The 21,428-nt window shown below is 69.8% G+C and carries 18 protein-coding genes and 1 pseudogene; 12 read left to right on the top strand and 7 right to left on the bottom strand.

What is annotated here, in order from left to right; genetic code table 11:
• Window positions 1-17 precede the first annotated feature (17 nt).
• The gene (locus ACZ7L4_RS09370; protein WP_472101128.1) at window positions 18-461 is read right to left on the bottom strand and encodes an SRPBCC family protein; all 444 of its coding nucleotides are present in this window, start codon (window positions 459-461) and stop codon (window positions 18-20) included.
• 168 nt (window positions 462-629) lie between these two features.
• On the opposite strand from ACZ7L4_RS09370, the gene ACZ7L4_RS09365 reads away from it, so the two are divergent.
• Window positions 630-1,670 (top strand): Rv2578c family radical SAM protein, encoded by a 1,041-nt coding sequence (locus ACZ7L4_RS09365; protein WP_472101126.1) that lies wholly within the window; start codon window positions 630-632, stop codon window positions 1,668-1,670.
• Window positions 1,669-1,893 (top strand): annotated as a pseudogene (locus ACZ7L4_RS09360) (RidA family protein); the annotation flags it as partial. The gene ACZ7L4_RS09365 and the pseudogene ACZ7L4_RS09360, both read left to right, overlap by 2 nt.
• Before the next feature lie 13 nt (window positions 1,894-1,906).
• Here ACZ7L4_RS09360 and ACZ7L4_RS09355 read toward each other — a convergent pair.
• Entirely contained in the window at window positions 1,907-2,479 is a 573-nt protein-coding gene (locus ACZ7L4_RS09355) for a HEAT repeat domain-containing protein (protein WP_472101124.1), read from the bottom strand.
• Window positions 2,480-2,799: 320 nt separating this feature from the next.
• Here ACZ7L4_RS09355 and ACZ7L4_RS09350 point away from each other — a divergent pair, with 320 nt between their 5' ends.
• From ACZ7L4_RS09350 to pssA, 9 genes are all read left to right on the top strand, one after another.
• Entirely contained in the window at window positions 2,800-4,590 is a 1,791-nt protein-coding gene (locus tag ACZ7L4_RS09350; RefSeq protein ID WP_472101122.1) for a 3-hydroxyacyl-CoA dehydrogenase family protein, read from the top strand.
• Between the two features lie 85 nt (window positions 4,591-4,675).
• On the top strand, window positions 4,676-5,500 hold the full coding sequence (locus ACZ7L4_RS09345; RefSeq protein ID WP_472101980.1) for a TetR family transcriptional regulator: 825 nt from the start codon (window positions 4,676-4,678) through the stop codon (window positions 5,498-5,500).
• A 468-nt stretch (window positions 5,501-5,968) separates the two neighbouring features.
• Window positions 5,969-7,306, top strand: a complete 1,338-nt coding sequence (gene ccrA / locus ACZ7L4_RS09340; protein WP_472101121.1) for a crotonyl-CoA carboxylase/reductase — start codon at window positions 5,969-5,971, stop codon at window positions 7,304-7,306.
• 22 nt (window positions 7,307-7,328) lie between these two features.
• Window positions 7,329-9,377 carry a protein meaA gene (locus tag ACZ7L4_RS09335; protein ID WP_472101120.1) on the top strand — a complete coding sequence of 683 codons (2,049 nt, stop codon included), beginning with the start codon at window positions 7,329-7,331 and terminating at the stop codon, window positions 9,375-9,377.
• The gene (locus tag ACZ7L4_RS09330) at window positions 9,374-10,339 is read left to right on the top strand and encodes an HpcH/HpaI aldolase/citrate lyase family protein (protein WP_472101118.1); all 966 of its coding nucleotides are present in this window, start codon (window positions 9,374-9,376) and stop codon (window positions 10,337-10,339) included. The genes ACZ7L4_RS09335 and ACZ7L4_RS09330 overlap by 4 nt, the downstream gene beginning before the upstream one ends.
• Before the next feature lie 7 nt (window positions 10,340-10,346).
• Window positions 10,347-10,859 carry a MaoC family dehydratase gene (locus tag ACZ7L4_RS09325; protein ID WP_450817837.1) on the top strand — a complete coding sequence of 171 codons (513 nt, stop codon included), beginning with the start codon at window positions 10,347-10,349 and terminating at the stop codon, window positions 10,857-10,859.
• A 2-nt stretch (window positions 10,860-10,861) separates the two neighbouring features.
• Window positions 10,862-12,067, top strand: a complete 1,206-nt coding sequence (locus ACZ7L4_RS09320; RefSeq protein ID WP_385766435.1) for an acyl-CoA dehydrogenase family protein — start codon at window positions 10,862-10,864, stop codon at window positions 12,065-12,067.
• A gap of 194 nt (window positions 12,068-12,261) precedes the next feature.
• A complete protein-coding gene (locus ACZ7L4_RS09315) occupies window positions 12,262-12,918 on the top strand; it encodes a phosphatidylserine decarboxylase (RefSeq protein WP_399239085.1) in 657 nt (218 codons plus the stop codon).
• 58 nt (window positions 12,919-12,976) lie between these two features.
• On the top strand, window positions 12,977-13,759 hold the full coding sequence (gene pssA, locus ACZ7L4_RS09310; RefSeq protein WP_450817038.1) for a CDP-diacylglycerol--serine O-phosphatidyltransferase: 783 nt from the start codon (window positions 12,977-12,979) through the stop codon (window positions 13,757-13,759).
• Between the two features lie 228 nt (window positions 13,760-13,987).
• On the opposite strand, the gene ACZ7L4_RS09305 is transcribed toward pssA, so the two are convergent.
• The 3 genes from ACZ7L4_RS09305 to ACZ7L4_RS09295 form a co-directional block, all read right to left on the bottom strand.
• On the bottom strand, window positions 13,988-15,763 hold the full coding sequence (locus ACZ7L4_RS09305) for an ABC transporter ATP-binding protein (protein ID WP_472101116.1): 1,776 nt from the start codon (window positions 15,761-15,763) through the stop codon (window positions 13,988-13,990).
• A 126-nt stretch (window positions 15,764-15,889) separates the two neighbouring features.
• Entirely contained in the window at window positions 15,890-16,969 is a 1,080-nt protein-coding gene (locus ACZ7L4_RS09300; protein WP_472101114.1) for a zinc-binding dehydrogenase, read from the bottom strand.
• Window positions 16,969-18,141, bottom strand: coding sequence for an LLM class flavin-dependent oxidoreductase (locus ACZ7L4_RS09295; RefSeq protein WP_472101112.1), 1,173 nt, complete (start codon window positions 18,139-18,141; stop codon window positions 16,969-16,971). Before ACZ7L4_RS09295 ends, ACZ7L4_RS09300 begins: the two co-directional genes overlap by 1 nt.
• A gap of 109 nt (window positions 18,142-18,250) precedes the next feature.
• Between ACZ7L4_RS09295 and ACZ7L4_RS09290 the strand changes: the two genes are divergently transcribed.
• A complete protein-coding gene (locus ACZ7L4_RS09290; RefSeq protein WP_472101111.1) occupies window positions 18,251-19,111 on the top strand; it encodes a PaaX family transcriptional regulator in 861 nt (286 codons plus the stop codon).
• Here ACZ7L4_RS09290 and ACZ7L4_RS09285 read toward each other — a convergent pair.
• The gene (locus tag ACZ7L4_RS09285; protein ID WP_472101110.1) at window positions 19,060-20,334 is read right to left on the bottom strand and encodes an ABC transporter substrate-binding protein; all 1,275 of its coding nucleotides are present in this window, start codon (window positions 20,332-20,334) and stop codon (window positions 19,060-19,062) included. The two genes, ACZ7L4_RS09290 and ACZ7L4_RS09285, sit on opposite strands and share 52 nt — an antisense overlap.
• Window positions 20,331-21,392: a branched-chain amino acid ABC transporter permease gene (locus ACZ7L4_RS09280; RefSeq protein ID WP_472101978.1), complete on the bottom strand. Its 1,062-nt coding sequence runs from the start codon at window positions 21,390-21,392 to the stop codon at window positions 20,331-20,333. Before ACZ7L4_RS09280 ends, ACZ7L4_RS09285 begins: the two co-directional genes overlap by 4 nt.
• Between the last annotated feature and the right edge of the window lie 36 nt (window positions 21,393-21,428).

Raw genomic sequence — 21,428 nt, 5'->3', positions numbered from 1 at the left:
CTGCCCGCGCACGCGGGTCACTTCTCGACCTGCGTCGCGAGTCCCGCGAGCACGGCGTCGTAGATGCGGGCGAGGCCCTTGGGGGCGAAGGTCTTCTCGAAGAAGCCGCCGATGCCGCCCGCGCCGTTCCAGACGGTCGTGACGGTGACGCGGGACCGGCCCTCACCGGCCGGCGTGACGCGCCACGTCGTGACCATGGAGGAGTTGCGGTCCTTCTCGACGAGTTCGCCGTCGGTCGGCTCGGTCACGTCGAGCAGGCAGTCGCGCACGCGCTTGCTGGTGGCCTGGAGCTTCCAGTGCACGAGCGTGCCCTCGCCGTCGCCGCCCTCGCGCACCTCGTACTCGCTGAAGTGCTCGGGCAGCATCTTCGCGCGCGTGCCGCTGTAGTCGGCGAGGGCGTCGAAGACGTCGTCCGGCTTCGCGGCGACGACACGTTCCGTGGTGGCCTCGACCTGCGCCATGACACTTCCTCCAGCAATTGGTTCTTCAGGGATCGCGATGGGCGGTGTCAAGCCAACCACCCTCCGTACTCACCGCCCAAATCGGGGGCCGAAGCCGTATCCCGCGGGGTTCGCACGATCAAGGGAACATGTGTTCTATTCTGTGGTCAGTGCTACCGAGGAGGCGTCATGCGCTGGGAGAACCTCACGGACGAGCCCGTCGACCACGGGCGGGCCCGGGACGCCGCGCTGTTCGGCGCGGACGCGGTGGTGAGCCGTACGTTCGACACCCCTGAATTCGCGGGCGTGACGTTCCACGAGATCCGGGCCCGGTCGATCGTGAACCGGGTACCGGGGGCGTCCCGGATGCCGTTCGAGTGGACCGTCAACCCGTACCGGGGCTGCACGCACGCGTGCGTCTACTGCTTCGCCCGCAACACCCACCGCTATCTGGACCTCGACACGGGGCTCGGCTTCGACAGCCAGATCGTGGTGAAGGTGAACGCGCCGCGGCTGCTGCGCCACCACCTGGCTTCACGCCGCTGGCACGGCGACCACATCGCGATGGGCACGAACGTCGACTGCTACCAACGGGCCGAGGGCCGCTACCAGTTGATGCCCGGCATCATCGAGGCGCTGCGCGACTACGCCAACCCGTTCTCGATCCTGACGAAGGGCACGCTGATCCTGCGGGACCTGCCGCTGCTGCGGCAGGCGGCGGAGGTGACGGACGTCGGGATCTCGGTCTCGGTCGGCTTCGTGGACCGGGAGCTGTGGCGCACCGTCGAGCCGGGCACGCCCGCACCCGAGCGCCGCCTCGACGTCGTGCGCGCCCTCTCCGACGCGGGGATCGGCTGCGGGGTCCTGATGGCGCCGGTGATCCCCTTCCTCGGCGACCACCCCGATCAGCTGCGGGCGACGGTCCGCGCCATCGCGCAGGCGGGCGCAACGTCCGTGACCCCGCTGGTCCTGCATCTGCGCCCCGGCGCCCGCGAGTGGTTCATGGGCTGGCTCGCCCAGCACCACCCGCACCTGGTGCGCCGCTACGAGCGCCTCTACGCGGAGGGCTCCTACGCCCCGAAGTGGTACCAGCGCCGCGTGACCCGCCAGGTCCACGAACTGGCCGAGGAATTCGGCATCGGCCCGAGCCGCGCGGCCGCGCACCGCAACATCCCCGCACGCGAGGAGACCCCGGCCCCCGAGACACCGACGCAGTTGTCCCTGCTGTGAGGATGTCCCCCATTGTCTCGCGGCGGCGGGCGCGTCCTTCGAGGACGTGGTGAAGGTGACGTACTTCGTGACGGACGTGGCCCACATGCCCGCCGTGCGCCGGGCCCGCGACGAATTCCTCGACCCCGCGCGGCTGCCCGCCGCCTCCGCGGTGCAGGTCGCCGCGTTGATGGCGCCGGAATTCCTGATGGAGATCGAGGCGTTCGCCGTCACGCCCGAGTGACGGCGAACAGCCCTCACGCGCGCGGCAGCCTCGCCAGGGCCGCCTCCGCCGCCATCGCGAGGCGTTGGTGGGTGGCCGCCTCCTTCAGGACCTCGCGGGCCCGGGGGTCCGCGAGGCTGCCCAGGCCCTCCACACAGGCGAGGGCCACCTTTCGGTACGGGTCGTGCGGGACGAGGCGGCGACGGAGCGTGGCGATCAGGGCCGGGGCCGACTCCGGAGCGCGGAGCTGGGTGAGGAGGCGGACGGGGTGCAGCGCGTAGGCGACGCGCAGCTCGTTCGTCGCCAGGGCCGCCGCCGCCCGCGCGGTGCGCGGGTCGCCCAGCGCGGCGAGGGCCTCGGCCGCCGCGGCGCAGCGCTCCGGTTCACGGTGGTTGAGCAGCAGGACGAGGGACTCGAAGGCGCGGCCGTCGCCCGCCATGCCGAGCCGGTACGCCGCCAGCTCCCGCGCCCACAGCGGCTGCTGCGGCGCGGTGAGCACTGCCGCCAGTTCATCCGTGTCGTGGGTGGCGGCCAGCTGCTCGAACGCGGGCGTTCCGCCGGATTCCTTCCGGATGCGTTCCGTTACCGTTCGCGACTCTTCGTCCATGACGTCGAGGGTAGACGCGCACGGCCTGCGGCGACGTAGATCACAGCGACCTTTCAACAGTGAGGACTGGCGCGCTCGTTACTCGCTGGTTAAGCTCAGGTGAGCGGGGCATACTTCCCGCAGCACCGCTCGCGGCGGCCTGGTGACGCAGCCGTCGTGAGTGTCAGTCGGTTCGGTACCCGTGTGTACCGCAGTACGGCTCGGCCCCGGGACAGGGCCCGCCGGTTCGGCTCAACTCCCGCACTTCCCGCGCCTGTTGTTCGCGCGCGTGCGGCGATCAGTCGCCTCAGCCGTCACCCCTCATTTTCTGGAGTTCCCAGATGGACGCTCCCCTGTCCCGTATCTCGACTGTGGCCGTCGTCGGCCTCGGCACCATGGGCACCGGCATCGCCGAGGTCCTGGCCCGTGCCGGGCGCGAGGTCATCGGCATCGACATCAGCGAGTCCGCCACCGCCCAGGCCGTGGCGTCCCTGGAGGCATCGACGGCGCGTGCGGTGCGCCGCGAGCACCTCACCGAGCAGCAGCGCGCAGATCTGCTCGCCCGCTTCCGTACGTTCACCGACCTGCAGGCCGCGGCCGAGGCCGACCTGGTGATCGAGGTCGTCCCGGAGTCGTACGAGATCAAGCAGCAGGTCTTCCGCGAGCTCGACGGCATCGTGCGCCCCGACACCGTCCTCGCGACCGGCACCAACGCGCTCTCGGTGACCCGGCTCGCCGCCGATTCGGAGCGGCCCGAGCGCGTCCTCGGCCTGCACTTCTTCAACCCGGCGCCGGCCATGAAGCTGGTCGAGGTGGTCTCCAGCGTGCTCACCGCGCCGGCCGCCGTCGCCACCGTCACCGATCTCGCCATCGAGCTGGGCAAGGACCCGGTGGCGGTCGGCGACCGGCCCGGATTCGTCGCCGACGGGCTGCTGTTCGGCTACCTCAACCAGGCCGCCGCGATGTACGAGGCCAAGTACGCCTCGCGCGAGGACATCGACGCCGCGATGAAGCTGGGCTGCGGGCTGCCGATGGGCCCCCTCGCGCTGCTCGACCTGATCGGCGTCGACACCGCGCGTACCGTCCTCGACGCCATGTACGCCGAGTCCCACGACCGGCTGCACGCCCCCGCCCCGATCCTCAAGCAGCTCAGCGAGGCGGGTCTGACCGGGCGCAAGGCCGGCCGCGGCTTCTACACGTACGAGGCGCCGGGCAGCTCCGTCGTGGTGCGCGACGCGCTGACGCCGCTCAGCGACGCGCTCACCGGGCCCGCCCGCACCGTCCGCTCCGTCGGCGTCGCGGGCTCCGGAACGATGGCCTCCGGCATCGCCGAGGTGTTCGCGAAGGCCGGGTACGACGTGGTGCTCGCGGCCCGCAGCGAGGAGAAGGCGGAGGCGGCGAAGGCCAGGATCGGCAAGTCGCTCAAGCGATCCGTCGACAAGGGCCGGATGACCGCCGAGAACGCCGAGGAGACGCTCGCACGCATCTCCCCCGCCGGTTCCTACGACGCGTTCGCCGACGTCGACCTGGCCCTGGAGGCCGTCGCCGAGGACCTGGACGTGAAGCGGCAGCTGTTCGCGACGTTCGACAAGGTCTGCAAGCCCGGCGCGATCCTCGCGACCACGACCTCCTCACTGCCCGTCGTCGCCTGCGCCCGCGCCACCTCGCGCCCGCAGGACGTCATCGGGATGCACTTCTTCAACCCGGCGCCCGCCATGAAGCTGGTCGAGGTCGTGCGCACGGTCCTCACCTCCGACGACGTGCACGCCACCGTCCGCGAACTGACCCGCAAGATCCGCAAGCACCCCGTGGACTGCGGGGACCGGGCCGGCTTCATCGTGAACGCGCTGCTCTTCCCGTACCTGAACAACGCGATCAAGATGGTCCAGGAGCACTACGCCTCTCTCGACGACATCGACGCGGCCATGAAGCTCGGCGGCGGCTACCCGATGGGCCCGTTCGAACTGCTCGACGTGGTCGGCCTGGACGTCTCCCTCGCCATCGAGCGCGTGCTGCACCGCGAGTTCCGCGACCCGGGTCTCGCCCCCGCTCCGCTCCTGGAGCACCTGGTGGCCGCGGGCTGCCTCGGCCGCAAGACGGGCCGTGGTTTCCGCGAATATGCCAAGCGCTGATTCGTTCGGGGAGGCGGAATCCGGTTGGGGCGGGCTGCTCGGGGAGTCGGGCGGCCCGCTGACCGGGGCACCACCGGGCACGTACATGCAGTACGTTCGGGTCATGTCCAAGGCCGACCAGTCCTCCCGTACCTCCGCCACGCCCGACGCTCCGGAGAGCGCCGCGGGCAACCGGGCCGCCGCCCAGCGGCTCAAGATGCGCCGCGAGCTCGCGGCCGCGGCGATGGAGCTCTTCGCCACGAAGGGGTACGAGGCGACGACGGTCGACGAGATCGCCGCGACCGCCGGGGTCGCCCGGCGCACCTTCTTCCGCCACTTCCGCTCCAAGGAAGAGGCGATCTTCCCGGACCACGACGACACCCTGGTGCGCGCGGAGGCGGTGCTGAACGCGGCGCCGCCCCTGGAGCACCCGCTGGACACGGTGTGCCGGGGCATCAAGGAAGTCATGAAGATGTACGCCGCGCAGCCCGCGGTGTCCGTGGCGCGCTACCAGCTGACCCGCGAGGTGCCGACGCTGCGCGAGGCCGAGATCGCCTCGGTGGCCCGCTACGAACGGCTGTTCACCCGCTATCTGCTCGGTCACTTCGACGAGCAGGCGCACCACGACGGCAACGACGACCCGTTGCTCGCCGAGGTCGCCGCGTCCGCCGTCGTGACCGCCCACAACCACGTACTGCGGCGCTGGCTGCGCGCGGACGGCCAGGGCGACGTGGAGACCCAGCTCGACCACGCCTTCGCGATCGTGCGCCGCACGTTCGGCACCGGCATCGGGGCGGGCCGCACCCCGGCCGCGCCCTCGGCCCCCGCGCAGGTCTCGCGGAACGGCGAGGTCCTGGTGACGGTAGCCCGCACGGACGCGCCGCTTCCGGAGGTCATGCGCACGATCGAAGAGGCGCTCAGGAACCGGTAGCGGGGCCACCGCCTCAGAAGGCGCCTCACCTGGCACGCAGTGCCAGGTGAGGCGCCTTTTTCATTCCTCCGGCGCGCCGCACCCCAGCCCGGCGATCGATCATCGATCCTTTCCACGTCCGGAAACCCGCCCCTGACCTCGCCTGATCGATCATCGCTCACTTGAACAGGAATTTTCCCAGCTGAGCGCAATTGATGGCACGCAGTGCCTTGCCAGTCGTCACGGCGTGCCATACGTTGAAGGTGTCCGGGCGGCCGGCGCACAGAGAACTTCCGTGCGAGGGCTGTCCCCGCGAACCGCGAACGACCGTGATTCGTGTGCCCGGGCGCCTGCGTCACAGGCAACCTTCCGCGCCACACCAAGCGCTGCCACAGCACCACCCCGCCGAACCGACGGCACACCCTCAAACCTCAGCAGCCACACCCGACTCAGCGATCCCCTCAATCGCTCACCGCCGGAGGCACCACCGTGAAGGACATCCTGGACGCGATTCAGTCGCAGACCGCCACGTCTGCCGACTTCGCCGCCCTGCCGCTCCCCGACTCGTACCGCGCGATCACCGTGCACAAGGACGAGACGGAGATGTTCGCGGGGCTCGACACCCGCGACAAGGACCCGCGCAAGTCCATCCACCTGGACGACGTGCCGGTTCCCGAGCTCGGCCCCGGCGAGGCGCTCGTCGCCGTCATGGCCTCCTCCGTGAACTACAACTCCGTCTGGACCTCGATCTTCGAGCCGATGGCGACCTTCGGATTCCTGGAGCGCTACGGCAAGTTGAGCGACCTGACGAAGCGTCACGACCTGCCGTACCACATCATCGGCTCCGACCTCGCGGGCGTCGTGCTGCGCACCGGCCCCGGTGTGAACGCCTGGCACGCCGGCGACGAGGTCGTCGCGCACTGCCTCTCCGTCGAGCTGGAGTCGAGCGACGGCCACAACGACACGATGCTCGACCCCGAGCAGCGCATCTGGGGCTTCGAGACGAACTTCGGCGGCCTCGCCGAGATCGCGCTCGTCAAGTCGAACCAGCTGATGCCGAAGCCGGACCACCTCAGCTGGGAGGAGGCCGCCGCTCCCGGCCTCGTGAACTCCACCGCGTACCGCCAGCTCGTCTCGCGCAACGGCGCCGGCATGAAGCAGGGCGACAACGTCCTCATCTGGGGCGCGAGCGGCGGACTCGGCTCGTACGCCACGCAGTTCGCGCTCGCCGGTGGCGCCAACCCCATCTGCGTCGTCTCCAGCGAGCAGAAGGCCGACATCTGCCGGGCCATGGGCGCCGAGGCGATCATCGACCGCAGCGCCGAGGGCTACAAGTTCTGGAAGGACGAGCACGAGCAGGACCCGCGCGAGTGGAAGCGGTTCGGCAAGCGGATCCGCGAGCTCACCGGCGGCGAGGACGTCGACATCGTCTTCGAGCACCCCGGCCGCGAGACCTTCGGCGCCTCCGTCTACGTCACGCGCAAGGGCGGCACCATCGTCACCTGCGCCTCCACGTCGGGCTACAACCACGAGTACGACAACCGCTACCTGTGGATGTCGCTGAAGCGCATCATCGGCTCGCACTTCGCCAACTACCGCGAGGCGTGGGAGGCCAACCGCCTCATCGCCAAGGGCAAGATCCACCCGACCCTTTCGAAGGTGTACTCGCTGGAGGACACCGGCCAGGCCGCCTACGACGTGCACCGCAACCTCCACCAGGGCAAGGTCGGCGTCCTCGCGCTCGCCCCCGAGGAGGGCCTCGGCGTGCGCGACCACGAGAAGCGGGCGCAGCACATCGACGCCATCAACCGGTTCCGGAACGTCTGAACCTCCGTAGGAGAGCCTGCAGATGACTGAGCGTCAGAAGGACCGGCCGTGGCTCATGCGCACGTACGCAGGGCACTCCACGGCCGAGGCGTCCAACGAGCTGTACCGGCGCAACCTCGCCAAGGGGCAGACGGGTCTGTCGGTCGCCTTCGACCTGCCGACCCAGACCGGGTACGACCCCGACCACATCCTCGCGCGGGGTGAGGTCGGCCGCGTCGGCGTCCCGGTGTCCCACCTCGGTGACATGCGGCGGCTGTTCCGGGACATCCCCCTGGAGCAGATGAACACCTCGATGACGATCAACGCCACCGCCATGTGGACCCTGGCGCTCTACCAGGTGGTCGCGGAGGAGCAGGGCGCGGACCTCGCCGCGCTCCAGGGCACGACGCAGAACGACATCGTCAAGGAGTACCTGTCGCGGGGCACCCACGTGTTCCCGCCGGGGCCCTCGCTCCGCCTGACCACCGACATGATCTCGTACACCGTGGCGAACATGCCGAAGTGGAACCCGATCAACATCTGCAGCTACCACCTCCAGGAGGCGGGGGCCACTCCGGTCCAGGAGATCGCCTACGCGATGTCCACCGCCATCGCGGTTCTCGATGCCGTACGCGACTCAGGGCAGGTCCCCGCCGAGAAGTTCGGGGACGTCGTGGCCCGCATCTCCTTCTTCGTGAACGCGGGCGTCCGCTTCATCGAGGAGATGTGCAAGATGCGGGCGTTCGGGCGGATCTGGGACCAGATCACGCGCGAGCGGTACGGCATCGAGAACGCGAAGCAGCGCCGCTTCCGGTACGGGGTGCAGGTCAACTCGCTCGGCCTGACCGAGGCCCAGCCGGAGAACAACGTCCAGCGGATCGTGCTCGAGATGCTGGCCGTGACGCTCTCCAAGGACGCGCGCGCCCGGGCCGTCCAACTCCCGGCCTGGAACGAGGCGTTGGGCCTTCCGAGGCCCTGGGACCAGCAGTGGTCCCTGCGCATCCAGCAGGTCCTCGCGCACGAGAGCGACCTGTTGGAGTACGAGGACATCTTCGCGGGCTCGCACGTCATCGAGAAGAAGGTCGACGAGCTGGTCGCCGAGTCCTTCGCCGAGATCGACCGGATCCAGGAGATGGGCGGCGCGATGGCGGCCGTCGAGTCCGGTTACCTCAAGTCGCAGCTCGTCTCCTCGCACGCCGAGCGGCGGGCCAGGATCGAGGCCGGCGAGGAGAAGATCGTCGGCGTCAACTGCTACGAGGGCACGGAGCCGAACCCGCTCACCGCCGACCTGGACACCGCGATCATGACGGTGGACCACGACGTCGAGGCGCGGGTCGTGCAGGCGATCGGCGACTGGCGCACGACGCGTGAGGAGTCCTCGGACCGGCAGGGCATGGGCGACCCGTTCCACTACCCGACGACCCGGCAGGCGCTCGAACGCCTGAAGGAGGCCGCGGCGGGCACGGAGAACCTCATGGAGGCCACCCTCGAATGCGCCCGCTCCGGGGTCACGACCGGCGAGTGGGCGGCGGCCCTGCGCGAGGTGTTCGGCGAGTTCCGCGCCCCCACGGGCGTCTCGTCGGCGCCGGTCGCGGTCGCCGCCGAGGAGGGCACGCCGCTCGCCGAGGTCCGCGAGAAGGTCCGCCGCACCGGCGAGGAACTGGGCGGCAAGCTCCGCCTCCTGGTCGGCAAGCCGGGCCTTGACGGACACTCCAACGGCGCCGAGCAGATCGCCGTACGGGCCCGCGACGCCGGGTTCGAGGTGGTCTACCAGGGCATCCGGCTCACGCCCGAACAGATCGTCTCCGCGGCGCTCGCCGAGGACGTGCACTGCGTCGGCCTGTCGATCCTGTCCGGGTCGCACGCCGAGCTGGTGCCCGACGTGCTCGCCAGCCTGCACGAGGCGGGCGCCACCGACATCCCCGTGATCGTCGGCGGCATCATCCCCAACGCCGACGCCGAGGACCTGAAGCGGGCGGGTGTGGCCGCCGTCTTCACCCCCAAGGACTTCGGCATCACGGAGATCATCGGCCGTATCGTCGACGAGATCCGCACAGCGAACCACCTCGACCCACTGGAGGTCCCCGCATGACCAGCCCCGTGAACCGGCTCCGCCCGCGCCGTTCGTGCCTCGCCGTGCCCGGCTCGAACCCGCGCTTCCTGGAGAAGGCCCAGGGCCTCGACGCCGACCAGGTCTTCCTCGACCTGGAGGACGCCTGCGCCCCGCTCGCCAAGCCCGAGGCGCGGCACACCATCGTCAAGTTCCTCAACGAGGGCGACTGGACGGGCAAGACGCGCGTCGTGCGGGTCAACGACTGGACGACCGAGTGGACGTACCGGGACGTCGTCACCGTCGTCGAGGGCGCCGGGCAGAACCTCGACTGCATCATGCTGCCGAAGGTGCAGAACGCCGAGCAGGTCGTCGCGCTCGACCTCCTGCTCACGCAGATCGAGAAGACGATGGGCTTCGAGGTCGGCAAGATCGGCATCGAGGCGCAGATCGAGAACGCGCAGGGCCTCAACAACGTCAACGCGATCGCCGAGGCCTCGCCGCGCACCGAGACCATCATCTTCGGCCCGGCCGACTTCATGGCGTCCATCAACATGAAGTCCCTGGTCGTCGGCGAGCAGCCGCCCGGCTACGGCGCCGACGCGTACCACTACATCCTGATGAAGATCCTGATGGCGGCCCGCGCCAACGACCTCCAGGCGATCGACGGCCCCTACCTCCAGATCAAGAACGTCGACGGCTTCCGCGAGGTCGCGGGCCGCGCCGCCGCCCTCGGCTTCGACGGCAAGTGGGTGCTGCACCCCGGCCAGGTCGAGGCCGCCAACGAGGTCTTCTCGCCCTCGCAGGAGGACTACGACCACGCCGAGCTGATCCTGGACGCGTACGACTACTGCACGTCCGAGGCCGGCGGCAAGAAGGGCTCCGCGATGCTCGGCGACGAGATGATCGACGAGGCCAGCCGGAAGATGGCACTCGTCATCTCCGGGAAGGGTCGTGCGGCCGGCATGCAGCGCACGTCCAAGTTCGAGATCCCGGAGGCGTGACGACACCATGCAGTTCGGCCGCACTTACGAAGAGTTCACCGTCGGGGACGTCTACAAGCACTGGCCCGGAAAGACGGTCACCGAGTACGACGACCACATGTTCTGTCTTCTGACGATGAACCATCACCCGCTCCACATGGACACGAACTATGCGGAGAAGACGACGGACTTCGGAAAGAACGTCGTCGTCGGGAACTACATCTACTCGCTCCTCCTCGGGATGTCCGTGCCGGACGTGTCGGGCAAGGCGATCGCCAATCTGGAGATCGAGTCGCTCAAGCACGTGGCGCCGACCTTCCACGGCGACACCATCTACGGCGAGACGACGGTACTGGACAAGACTCCGTCCAGGTCGAAGTCGGACCGCGGAATCGTCCACGTGGAGACCAAGGGCTACAAGCAGGACGGCACGCTCGTCTGCGTCTTCCGCCGCAAGGTGATGGTGCCCACCGAGACGTACATCAAGGAGCGCGGCGGCGAACAGCCCGGCCGTCCGGAACTGAAGCAGCAGGAGAAGTAGTCATGAGCCGACTCGCGCAGACCCACGGCCTGACCGATGTGCAGCAGGAAATCCTCTCCACGGTCAGGGACTTCGTCGACAAAGAGATCATCCCGGTCGCGACCGAACTCGAGCACCGCGACGAGTACCCGCAACAGATCGTCGACGGGCTCAAGGAGTTGGGCCTGTTCGGGCTGATGATTCCCGAGGAGTACGGGGGTCTGGGCGAGTCGCTGCTCACCTATGCGCTGTGCGTGGAGGAGATCGCGCGCGGCTGGATGTCGGTCTCCGGCATCATCAACACCCACTTCATCGTCGCCTACATGCTCAAGCAGCACGGCACGCAGGAGCAGAAGGACCACTTCCTGCCCCGCATGGCGCTCGGCGAGGTGCGCGGCGCATTCTCCATGTCCGAACCGGGACTTGGCTCCGACGTGTCGGCCATCACGTCAAAGGCGGTTAAGGACGGCGACAGTTACCTTCTGAACGGCCAGAAGATGTGGCTGACGAACGGTGGTTCGTCAACGCTTGTGGCGGTTCTCACGCGAAGTGATGAAGGTCACCCGGAGGGCTCCGCGCCGCACAAGTCGATGACGACGTTCCTCGTCGAGAAGGAACCGGGCTTCGGAGAGGTCCGTCCGGGCCTGACGATCCCCGGAAAGATCGACAAGATGGGTTACAAGGGCGTCGACACGACCGAACTCATCATGGATGACCTGCGCATTCCGGCCAATCGCGTACTGGGCGGGGAGACCGGCCGGGGCTTTTACCAAATGATGGACGGGGTGGAAGTCGGCCGCGTGAATGTCGCGGCGCGTGGTTGCGGCGTCGCACAGCGTGCATTTGAACTGGGTGTCGATTACGCGCAGCAACGGCACACTTTCGGAAAGCCCATCGCGCAGCACCAGGCGATCCAGTTCAAGTTGGCCGAGATGGCCACCAAGGTCGAGGCCGCCCATGCGATGATGGTCAATGCAGCACGCAAAAAGGACTCCGGGGAACGTAACGACCTCGAGGCAGGGATGGCCAAGTACCTGGCCTCCGAATACTGCAAGGAAGTCGTGGAGGACGCGTTCCGGATCCACGGCGGCTACGGCTTCTCCAAGGAGTACGAGATCGAGCGCCTCTACCGCGAGGCACCGATGCTGTTGATCGGCGAAGGTACCGCCGAGATCCAGAAAATGATCATTGGTCGTCGACTCCTCGAGGAGTATCGATCCCAAGGCTGATCCTGGGCCAGATGTCCGTTTACGGGGTGTTTCTTCGCGAAGAAGATCACACCCCGTAGGCGCGCTCCGGGGGATGCCTGCCGTCCGATGTGGCTTCCTGGCTTGCCCAGTTGTGGCTCGCAACCGATAGCATCCCCGGAAAAGCCGCCGTCCCCCCGTAAACTGCGCGGCCTCATCCGCTACGAAGGTCATCCATGCCCCACAGCCAAATCTCTGCACCACGCGACGGCGTCCTCAAGGGACGTCTTGCGCGCGGAGCCTCGCCGTGGCTTCTCCCGACCGTCGCCACGGCTGCCCTCAGCCTGGCGCGCTCGCGTCGCTCCAAGAAGGCAGCAGCACTCGCCGTCCCGACCACCGCTCTGGCGGCCGGCATGCTGTGGTTCTTCCGCGACCCCGAGCGCGAGATCGCCGATGGCCGGGTCATCTCCCCGGCCGACGGTGTGGTGCAGAGCATCATGCCGTGGAAGGACGGGCGCACCCGCGTCGCGATCTTCATGAGCCCGCTGAACGTGCACGTGAACCGCGCTCCCCTCGCGGGCACGGTCACGTCGGTCGAGCACATCCCCGGTGGTTTCGTTCCCGCGTTCAACAAGGAGAGCGAGAACAACGAGCGGGTGGTGTGGCACTTCGACACCGAGCTCGGTGACATCGAGATGGTCCAGATCGCCGGCGCCGTCGCCCGCCGCATCGTGCCCTACATCCCCCAGGGCACGAAGGTCGAGCAGGGCGAGCGGATCGGCCTGATCCGCTTCGGTTCGCGAGTCGACATCTACCTCCCTGAGGGCGTCGAGGCCGACGTCGAGGTCGGCCAGAAGACGGTGGCTGGGGTGACCCGAATTGACCGTGACTGATCATCCTGAGACGTCGGCGTGGGCCGATGACCCGGACATCGCGGACGACGCGGAAGAAATGCCGTTGTCGCTCCGGCTGTCGATAGCGGACACCCTCACGCTGGGCAACGCCACGTGCGGCTTCATGGCCGTCTACTTCACGACGACCGGGATCCTGATCCCGCACATCCAGGGCAGCGCCGACTCCGGCATGGCGCGGCACTCCGCCGCGACCGCCGTGATCCTGATGCTGGCCGCCGCGATCTTCGACCTGTTCGACGGTCTGGTGGCGCGCAAGCTGCGGTCCTCGCCGATGGGCGCGGAGCTCGACAACCTGTCCGACCTGATCAGCTTCGGGTTGGCTCCCGCTTACTTCGTGCTGGTCTACGGCATGGTCGCCGACGATGCGCACCAGAGAGTCGCCGCGGTGGGTGCCATCGTGGTGTTGCTGGCGGTGGTGCTGCGGCTTGCGCGGTTCTCGTGCGTGACCGTGAAGGACGGCACGTTCCAGGGCATGCCGTCGCCGTTCGGCGCGCTGACGGTCGTCTCGATCGTGCTGCTCGAGCTGCCCTTCGTGGCGACGCTCCTGGCGATCATCGGTACGGCGTGGCTCATGGTCAGCCGGGTCGAGTACCCGAAGCCGCGGGGGCGGCTCGCCGTGGCGATGCTGGCGTGGATCGTGGCGAGCATGGGGCTGCTGGCGGCGTGGGCGTTCGACGCGCCCGGTGGTCAGATGCTGCTGGCGACGGGGTGCACGTTGCAGGTGGTGCTCGGTGCCGTGATTCCGCTCTTCGCGACGGCGCGGCGTGTGAACAATTTCCGTGGGAATCGGCGGGAGGCGCGGGCAGCGCAGTTGCCGTAGCCTCCGGCGGAACGTGTGAGTGGTGGGCCCGAGCCTTCTTGGCTCGGGCCCATCGCCCTTTTTACGTGTCACCGGCGCCGGTGTTGCGGCCTCGGGGCTCCGCCCCGGACCCCGCTCCTCAATCGCCGGAGGGGCTTGATCATGCCGACCCAGCCTTGGGCAATCTGCCGCCTTGGGCGGCAGGGTGGGCAAGGCGGCCCCCGGCGCAGCCGAAACCCCCGGTCGGGCTCAGGCCGCCTCCTCCAGGAAGCCGCCCGATTGGTGTTGCCAGAGTTTGGCGTAGGTGCCGTGGGCGGCGAGGAGGTCCGTGTGGGTGCCCTGTTCCACGATGCGGCCGCGGTCCAGGACGACCAGGCTGTCCATGCCCGCCACCGTGCTGAGGCGGTGGGCGACCACCAGCGCCGTGCGGCCCTCCATGAGGCGCCAGAGCGCCTCCTGCACCAGTAGCTCGCTCTCCGAGTCGAGCGCGCTGGTCGCCTCGTCCAGGAGCAGGATCGGGGCGTCCCGCAGGATCGCGCGGGCGAGCGCGACCCGCTGGCGCTGGCCGCCGGAGAGCTTGATGCCGCGCTCCCCGACCAACGTGTCGAACCCCTCCGGCAGCGTGTCGGCGAACTCGGTGACGTGCGCCGCCTCCGCCGCCCGCCTGACCTCCGCCGCGCTCGCCCCCGGCCGGGCGAAGGCGATGTTCTCGCTCAGGCTGCGGTGGAACATGGCCGGTTCCTGGGGGACGTACGCGATCAAGGAGCGCAGGTCGGCCTGGCGGAGGCGGGAGATGTCCTGGCCGTCGATCAGGATGCGGCCGCCGTCGATGTCCATCATCCGCAGGAGCAGGCGGGTGAGCGTGGTCTTGCCGCCGCCCGAGCGGCCGACCAGGCCGAGCCGGGTGCCGCCGGGCACCGTCAGGTCGAGCCCCGTGAACAGCGGCTCCGCGCCGGCGTGCGTGTACGCGACCCGCTCGAAGCGGACGGCCGCGGCCGAGGTCTTGCGCGGCTCCTCGGGCTCCGCCGGGTCGAGCACCTTCGGCTTGTCCCGCAGCAGCTCCGTGAACTGGGCCGCTTCGGTCATGGCGCGCTCCAGGCGCCGGTAGATCTGGTTGAACTCGAACATGATCCGGGTCGCGTTGGTGAAGTACGTGAACGCGACGACGATCGCCTCGACGCCCCGGCCGTTGCCCGCGAGGGCGACCGCGAGCAGCAGCCCCAGGGCGTTGGTCAGCACGGAGAGCGGCGCGACGAGGGTGTCCACGCGCAGATTCCCGTAGTCCCAGGCGCGCAGTATGTGGCCGCGCGCGTCCGCGACCCGCTCCCGGTGCTCGGCGGCCTCGCGCTCCTCTGCGGCGAAGGCGCGGACCGTCTCCATGTTCATCAGGCTGTCGGCGACGTGCCCCGACATGTGGGTGAAGGCCGCCTCGCGCGCGTTGACCAGCTTCTGGCGGCGGCGGATCAACGGCCGCACGCACAGGCCGGTGATCGCGATCATCGCCAGGAGCACGACGACGAGCCAGGGCTCGTAGCGCCACAGCACCACCGATCCGAAGATGATCGGCACGAAGCTGGCCATCACGTTGAAGATCAGTACGTCGGCGAACTCCTCGAAGCGGGAGGCGAAGCTCAGGACGCGCTTGGTGAGCGCGCCGGCGAAGTTGTCGTGGAAGAACGTGGCGTCCTTCGCGTACAGCTCGTCCATGCCGATCACGTAGAGGCGCGAGATGGCGCGGGCTTCGAGTCGGTTGATGCAGTGGAATCCGACGCGCCACAGCGCCTCGGCGGCGAGGAGCACACCGGCGAAGGCGAGGACGTACGGCAGCAGTGCGCGGGTGCCGCGCTCGCCGCCGTCGGCGAGGTGGCCGACGAGCTTGGCGACGACGAGCGGCGCGAGGTAGAAGATGCCGATGTTGCCGAGCGCGGGCAGCAGCATGGCGGGAATCGCGAACCGGCGTGCGTCGGCCAGTTCACGTCCGTAGTAGCGGAGTGCGAGCAGTACCGAGCCGCGGCTCGGTGGCACTACGCGTAATGAGGTCAATCCGATCCCGTCCCTTGGGTGTTGGAGGGTGTGGGCTTCCGGCCGCGGTGGGGGCCGGGAATCGGAGTGTCCCGTGACGCAGGGTGGTCGGTCCACACGTTTTCGCAGTCATGCCGTGCGTATCGGCCGGGTTCGGGCGGGTCGGGTGCCGTGCAGGCCCGTGCCGGGGAGCTCGGGGCGGACCAGCACCTTTACGTGGTCGTCGGGGGCCGAGAGGGTGGCGAGGGCTGTGGGGACTCCGGCCAGGCCCACCTCGCCGGTGATGAGCGCGGCGGCGTCCACCGTCCCGTCCGCGATCCGGTCCAGGGTGCGCGCGAACTCCTTCGGCGGGTACACCATGCACATGGTGACCGTGATGTCCTTGTAGAGGCCCACCACGGGGCGGAAGACGTCCTCCGTCATGCACGCGCCGATCAGCAGGACGTGTGTCTCGCGGGGCGCCCTGTGCAGGACCTCGTTGAGCATGCCCGCGCGGCCGGAGCACTCCAGGACCTTGAGCGACTGGCCCTTCTGTGATGCCTCGCGCCACGCGTCGAAGGGGTCCGTGGCGGCCGGGTCCACGACCACGTGCGCCCCGAAGCGGCGTGCCAACTCCCGTCTGCACAGGGACGGTTCCGACACCACGACCGGCGCCATGCCCCGCTCCAGGAGCGCCGCGAGCGCGCCGAGGCCGATCGGTCCGGAGCCGATCACGACGGCTCCCGAGCCCGGTCGCGGGTCGGCCCGCGCCACGTTGCCGTAGCCGACGGCAAGGGGTTCGGTGAGCGCCGCGACGTGCGGCGGCACATGGTCCGGTACGGGGATCAGCGCGGCCTCGGACAGGACGACGCGCTCGCCGAAGCCGCCGGGGAAATCGGTGGCGTAACCGACGGTGCGCACCGTGCCGCCCGCGTCGACGGCCCAGGGCAGGCCGACCACGACCCGGCCCTGCCACTCCCCCGGGCTCAGCACCCGCGCGCACAGTTCGTGGCCGAGGACGAGGTCGGCATCCGGGTCGAAGAGGAAGCTCTCCGTGCCCGAGTCGCGGGACGCCTTGAGGAAGTCCTCGGTGTGCCGGGCGGCGGAGAGGTCGGAGCCGCAGATCCCGGTGGCGATGGGTGCCGCGAGGACCTGGCCGGGTCCCGGTACGGGCTCGGGCACGTCCTCGGCGACATGGAAGCGCCCGTCGCGCAGCACGGCGGCGCGCATCACGACGCGCCCTTCTCGACCGCGGCCTGCACCGCCGCGCGCATCGCCCCCACGAACCGCCCGCTGTTGGTGTGCGCCCACTCCATCGACGCCGCGCGCCGCGTGTTCGCCCCGGTGCAGTGCGGCACCACGTGGTCCGCGAAGAGTTCGTAACTGCGCCGCTTGTTCTCGGCCGTGGCGAGCGGCAGGTCGAGCAGGAGCAGGGTGCCGAAGCCGCCGGAGGCCCCGGCGAGCGCCTCGACGCGGGCGATCGCGTCGTCCGGCGTGCCGATCGTGGCGACGCCGAAGACCGGGAAGCCTTCCGTGGTGAACTGCTCGACGGCGTCGGCGGGTTCGCGACCCCACGGCAGCGTCGCGCCCGACAGGCCCTCGATGTACCGGACGAGGTGCCGGACCCCGTGCGCCGCCTCCGCGATGGCCTGCTCCCGCGTCTCGGCCAGGTGCATCGGGACGACCAGGCGCCAGGCGGCCCGGTCCGCGACGTGCCCGTGCCGCGCGCAGGACTTCTCGTACGCCTCCCAGTTCCCGCGCAGCGCCGCGAAGCCCGCCGGGTCGCCCGCCGCGAGGGAGAGCAGGCCGAGGCCGTGCCGCCCGGCCTGGACCGAGCCGGAGGGCGAGACCGTCGAGGCGACCGCCATCTCCAGGCCCGCGGTCGGGCGGTAGGGGCTCAACTGGCAGCGGGCCTCGGCCAGTTCGTACCAGTCGGTCTTCTCCGTGACCGTCTCGCCGCGCACCAGACGGACGATCGCGTCGAGCGCCTCGGCCATCATGTCCCGCTGCCGCATCGGGTCGATGCCCATCATGAAGGCGTCGGAGGCGAGCTGGCCCGGGCCCGCACCGAGCATGACGCGCCCGCGCGTCTGGTGGTCGAGCTGGAGCAGGCGGTCGGCGAGCATCAGCGGGTGGTGGTACGGGAGGGAGTTGACGCCCGTGCCGAGACGGATGCGGTGCGTGAGTTCGGCCGCCGCGGCGATGAACACCTCGGGCGAGGCGATCGTCTCGTAGCCGGCGGAGTGGTGTTCGCCGATCCACGCCTCGTCGAAGCCGAGGCCGTCGAGGGCGCGGACCAGGTCGAGGTCCTGGCGGATCCGGAGGGAGGGGCTGCCGTCGAGCCCGTGGTACGGGGCGAGGAACGCGCCGAACCGGGCCGGGAGTTGAGGTGCCTGCTGCACTCGTACGCCTTTCGCCGTGCCGGACGTAGGACATAACATCGAGGCTTGCACTTCTTACGTCCTATATCGGCGCGGCCGAGAGGTCAACACACGGAGAGGCACCGGGCAGTTGGAGAGTCCCAGGACGCGTCGGCACCACGACGGATCGCCGAGCGCCCGCACGCTCGCGCTCACCGTCCTCGGCGAGTACGTGCGGTACCCGGGCGATCAGCGAGTGGCGGCGGGGGCCGTCGTGGGGGCCCTTGGCGCGTGCGGGATCGGTGACGCGGCGGCGCGGCGCGCGCTCGGCCGGCTCACGCAGGAGGGCTGGCTGCGCTCGCGGCGGGCGGGGCGCCACACGCTGCTCGTACTGGAGCCCCGGCTCGTCCGGCTGCTCACCGCGTGGACGCACCGCCTGGAGCGGGCGGTGGAATCGACGCCGTGGGGCGGCGAGTGGCAGCAGTTGCTGCTGCGTCCGCCCGCCGACGCCTGGCGCGAACGGCCGCTGGTCGAGCAGCAGTTGGCGTTCGAGGGGTTCGGGCAACTGGGGGCCGGTCTGTGGTGTGCGGCCGACCCCGGCGGCGTACCGGCGCTGAAGGGCCTGCTGCGGGAGCAGGGGCTCGACCCGCACGCCCTGTGGCTGACGTGCCGGGCCGAGGACGACGCCGAACTCGTTCGCCGGACGTGGGAGTTGGGTGACGTGCGGCGCGCGCACGAGGAGTTCCTGGCGCGGTTCGGGGAGCGCCTCGGGAGGGTGCGGGGGCCGGAGGCCGCGTTCGTCGCGCGGACGCGGCTCGTGCACGCCTGGCGGACCACGTTCGAGCGCGATCCGCGGCTGCCCGACGCGCTGCTTCCGCACGACTGGCCGGGCCGCGACGCGACCCGGCTGTTCGTCGACGCGTGGCGGGCGCTGCGGGCGCCCGCCGACACGTACTGGCGTCAACTCACCTTCGGTGTGAAGCCCTTGGCCTCCTCCGACTCGGACGGCTGACGCACGACCTTCATGCCGCCGACCGCCGACTTGTCGGGCTGCAGGATCACCGATCCGTGCGAGGACGGGGCCTTGGGGTCGGAGAAGTCCTGAGTGACGCCGAAGCCGTTCTCGAAGTCGCTCAGCGACAGCAGCGCCTTGTCGACGCCCTCACGCGTGAAGTCCTTGCTCTCGCAGGCCTTCTTCAGTGCCTCGCCGAAGACGGCCGCGGCGGTCCAGCCCGCGACGACGCCGTTGTCGAGCGCGTCCTTCGGATAGGCCTTCTTGTAGTCGGCGACCAGCTTCTTCGCCTCCGGGGTGTCCGCGCCGATGGGCAGCGAGGGCGAGGCGACCCAGTAGTTCTTCAGCAGGGCCGGGGCCGCCTGCGTGCCGAGCAGCTGCGGCGAGTACGCCGAGTTGTTTCCGATGATCGGCGCGTTCAGCTTCGCCGCCGCGGCGACGCCGACGAGGGAGGCCGCCTGGCGCGGGCCCGCGCTGATCACGACGCCCTTGACGCCGGCCTTCTTCAGGGCGGCGACCTGGGCCGTCATGTCGTTGTCGGTCGGCTTGATCTTCTGCTCGACGACGGTGAGCCCGGCCTCCTTCGCCATGTACGTCGAGCCCTGCAGCGCGTTCTCGCCGTAGTCGCCCTCGAAGTAGACGTGGCCGAGCTTGTCGCCCTTCTTCAGGCCCTTCTCCTTCATCAGGAAGTCGATCGCGTTGATCGTCTCGATGTCGTACGTCGAGCCGATGACGCGCACATACTTACTGCCGAGCAGATGCGCCGACCAGGCCTGCGGCAGCACGAGCGCCTTGTCCTGGCCGTCGATGCGCTGCTTGACGGCGGCGACGAACGGGGAGCCGAGGAACTGCGGGAAGCCCAGCACGTCGGGCGCCAGCTCGGTGTACGCGGCGACGGCCTTCTGCGGGTCGTAGCCGTGGTCGCGCACGGTCAGCTTGGCCTTGTAGCCGCAGGCGCCGCCCGCGGCGTTGAACTGCTTCACGTACAGCTGCTGGGCCTGCGTGACGCTCTTGCCGAGGGTCGCGTAGACGCCGGTCATGTCGGTGAGGACGCCGAGGTTGATGGTCTTGCCGGTGATGCCCTTGCCGGTCTTGACGCCGCCCGCGCTCTGCTTGTCGCCGTCGTCGTCCTTGGCCTTGGAGCTGCACGCGGCGGTCAGCGCGAGCAGGGTCGCCACGGCGGTCACCGTGAGCGTGCGGGTGCGGCCGTTCCTTGGGTTCATGCGTCCTCCTGAGGGTGTTTCCTGGCGCGCTGGCGGGTCAGCCGCACAAGTCCGCCGGGTAGGAAAAGGACCACCGCCACGACGGCGGCGCCGTACAGATAGCGGGACGCCTCGCCGGGGGCCACGCCGCCGGTGCCGGGCGCGGAGACGAGGGGCAGGGCGTCGCTGTACCGGGTGAGCAGTTGCGGCAGCAGCGAGACGAAGGCCGCGCCGACGACGGCGCCCGCCACGGATCCCAGGCCGCCGATGACGATCATGGCGAGGTATTCGAGGGAGAGCGTGATGCCGAAGTAGTCGGGCACGGTGCGCTGGAAGACCAGCGCGAGCAGGACGCCCGCGAGCCCCGCGTACATCGACGAGAGCACGAAGACGAAGCCGCGGTAGCGGGCGACCGGCACGCCGAGCACCCCGGCCGCGATCCGGTGGTCGCGGATCGCGTTGAGGGCGCGCCCGGGCCGACCGCGCAGCACACCCCGGGCGAAGAGCCCGCAGGCGAGCGTGAGCAGCAGGCCGAGGTACCAGAGCTTCTCGGAGGCGCCGAACGGCACGCCCGCGACGGAGAGTTCGCTCTCGTCGAAGGTGAGGCCGAACAGGCTCATGGCGGGCACGTCGCGCCCGTTGGCGCCGCCCGTCAGGTCCTCGGCGTTGAACAGGACGTGCTGCCCGATGAAGATCAGCGCGAGGGTCGCGATGCCGAGGTACGCGCCCTTGAGGCGGCCCGCGATGGGGCTGAACAGGCCGCCCGCGACGCCCGCGACGAGCACCGCGAGCACGGCGGCGAGCCACGGCGGAAGCCCGAGCCCGTTGAGCGTCTGGCCCCGCTCCCCCGCGAACACGCAGTACCCGTAGGCACCGACGGCGAGGAAGAAGGCGTGCCCCATGGAGAGTTGGCCGGTGGCGCCGGTCAGCAGGTTGAGCCCGATGGCGCCGATGGCCGCGGCCATGGCGAACAGGCCGGCCTGCAGCCAGAAGCGCTCCAGGTAGAACGGCAGGGCGAGCAGCAGCAGGGCGCAGGCCGCGATGACGTACGTACGGCGGCGCGAGAGCAGCACGCGCAGTGAACTGCCGTACGTGGTACGGGTCTTGGCGGGCGG

Source organism: Streptomyces sp. NPDC107575 (assembly GCF_055657265.1).
This window is presented reverse-complemented; position numbering and strand designations above follow the sequence as displayed.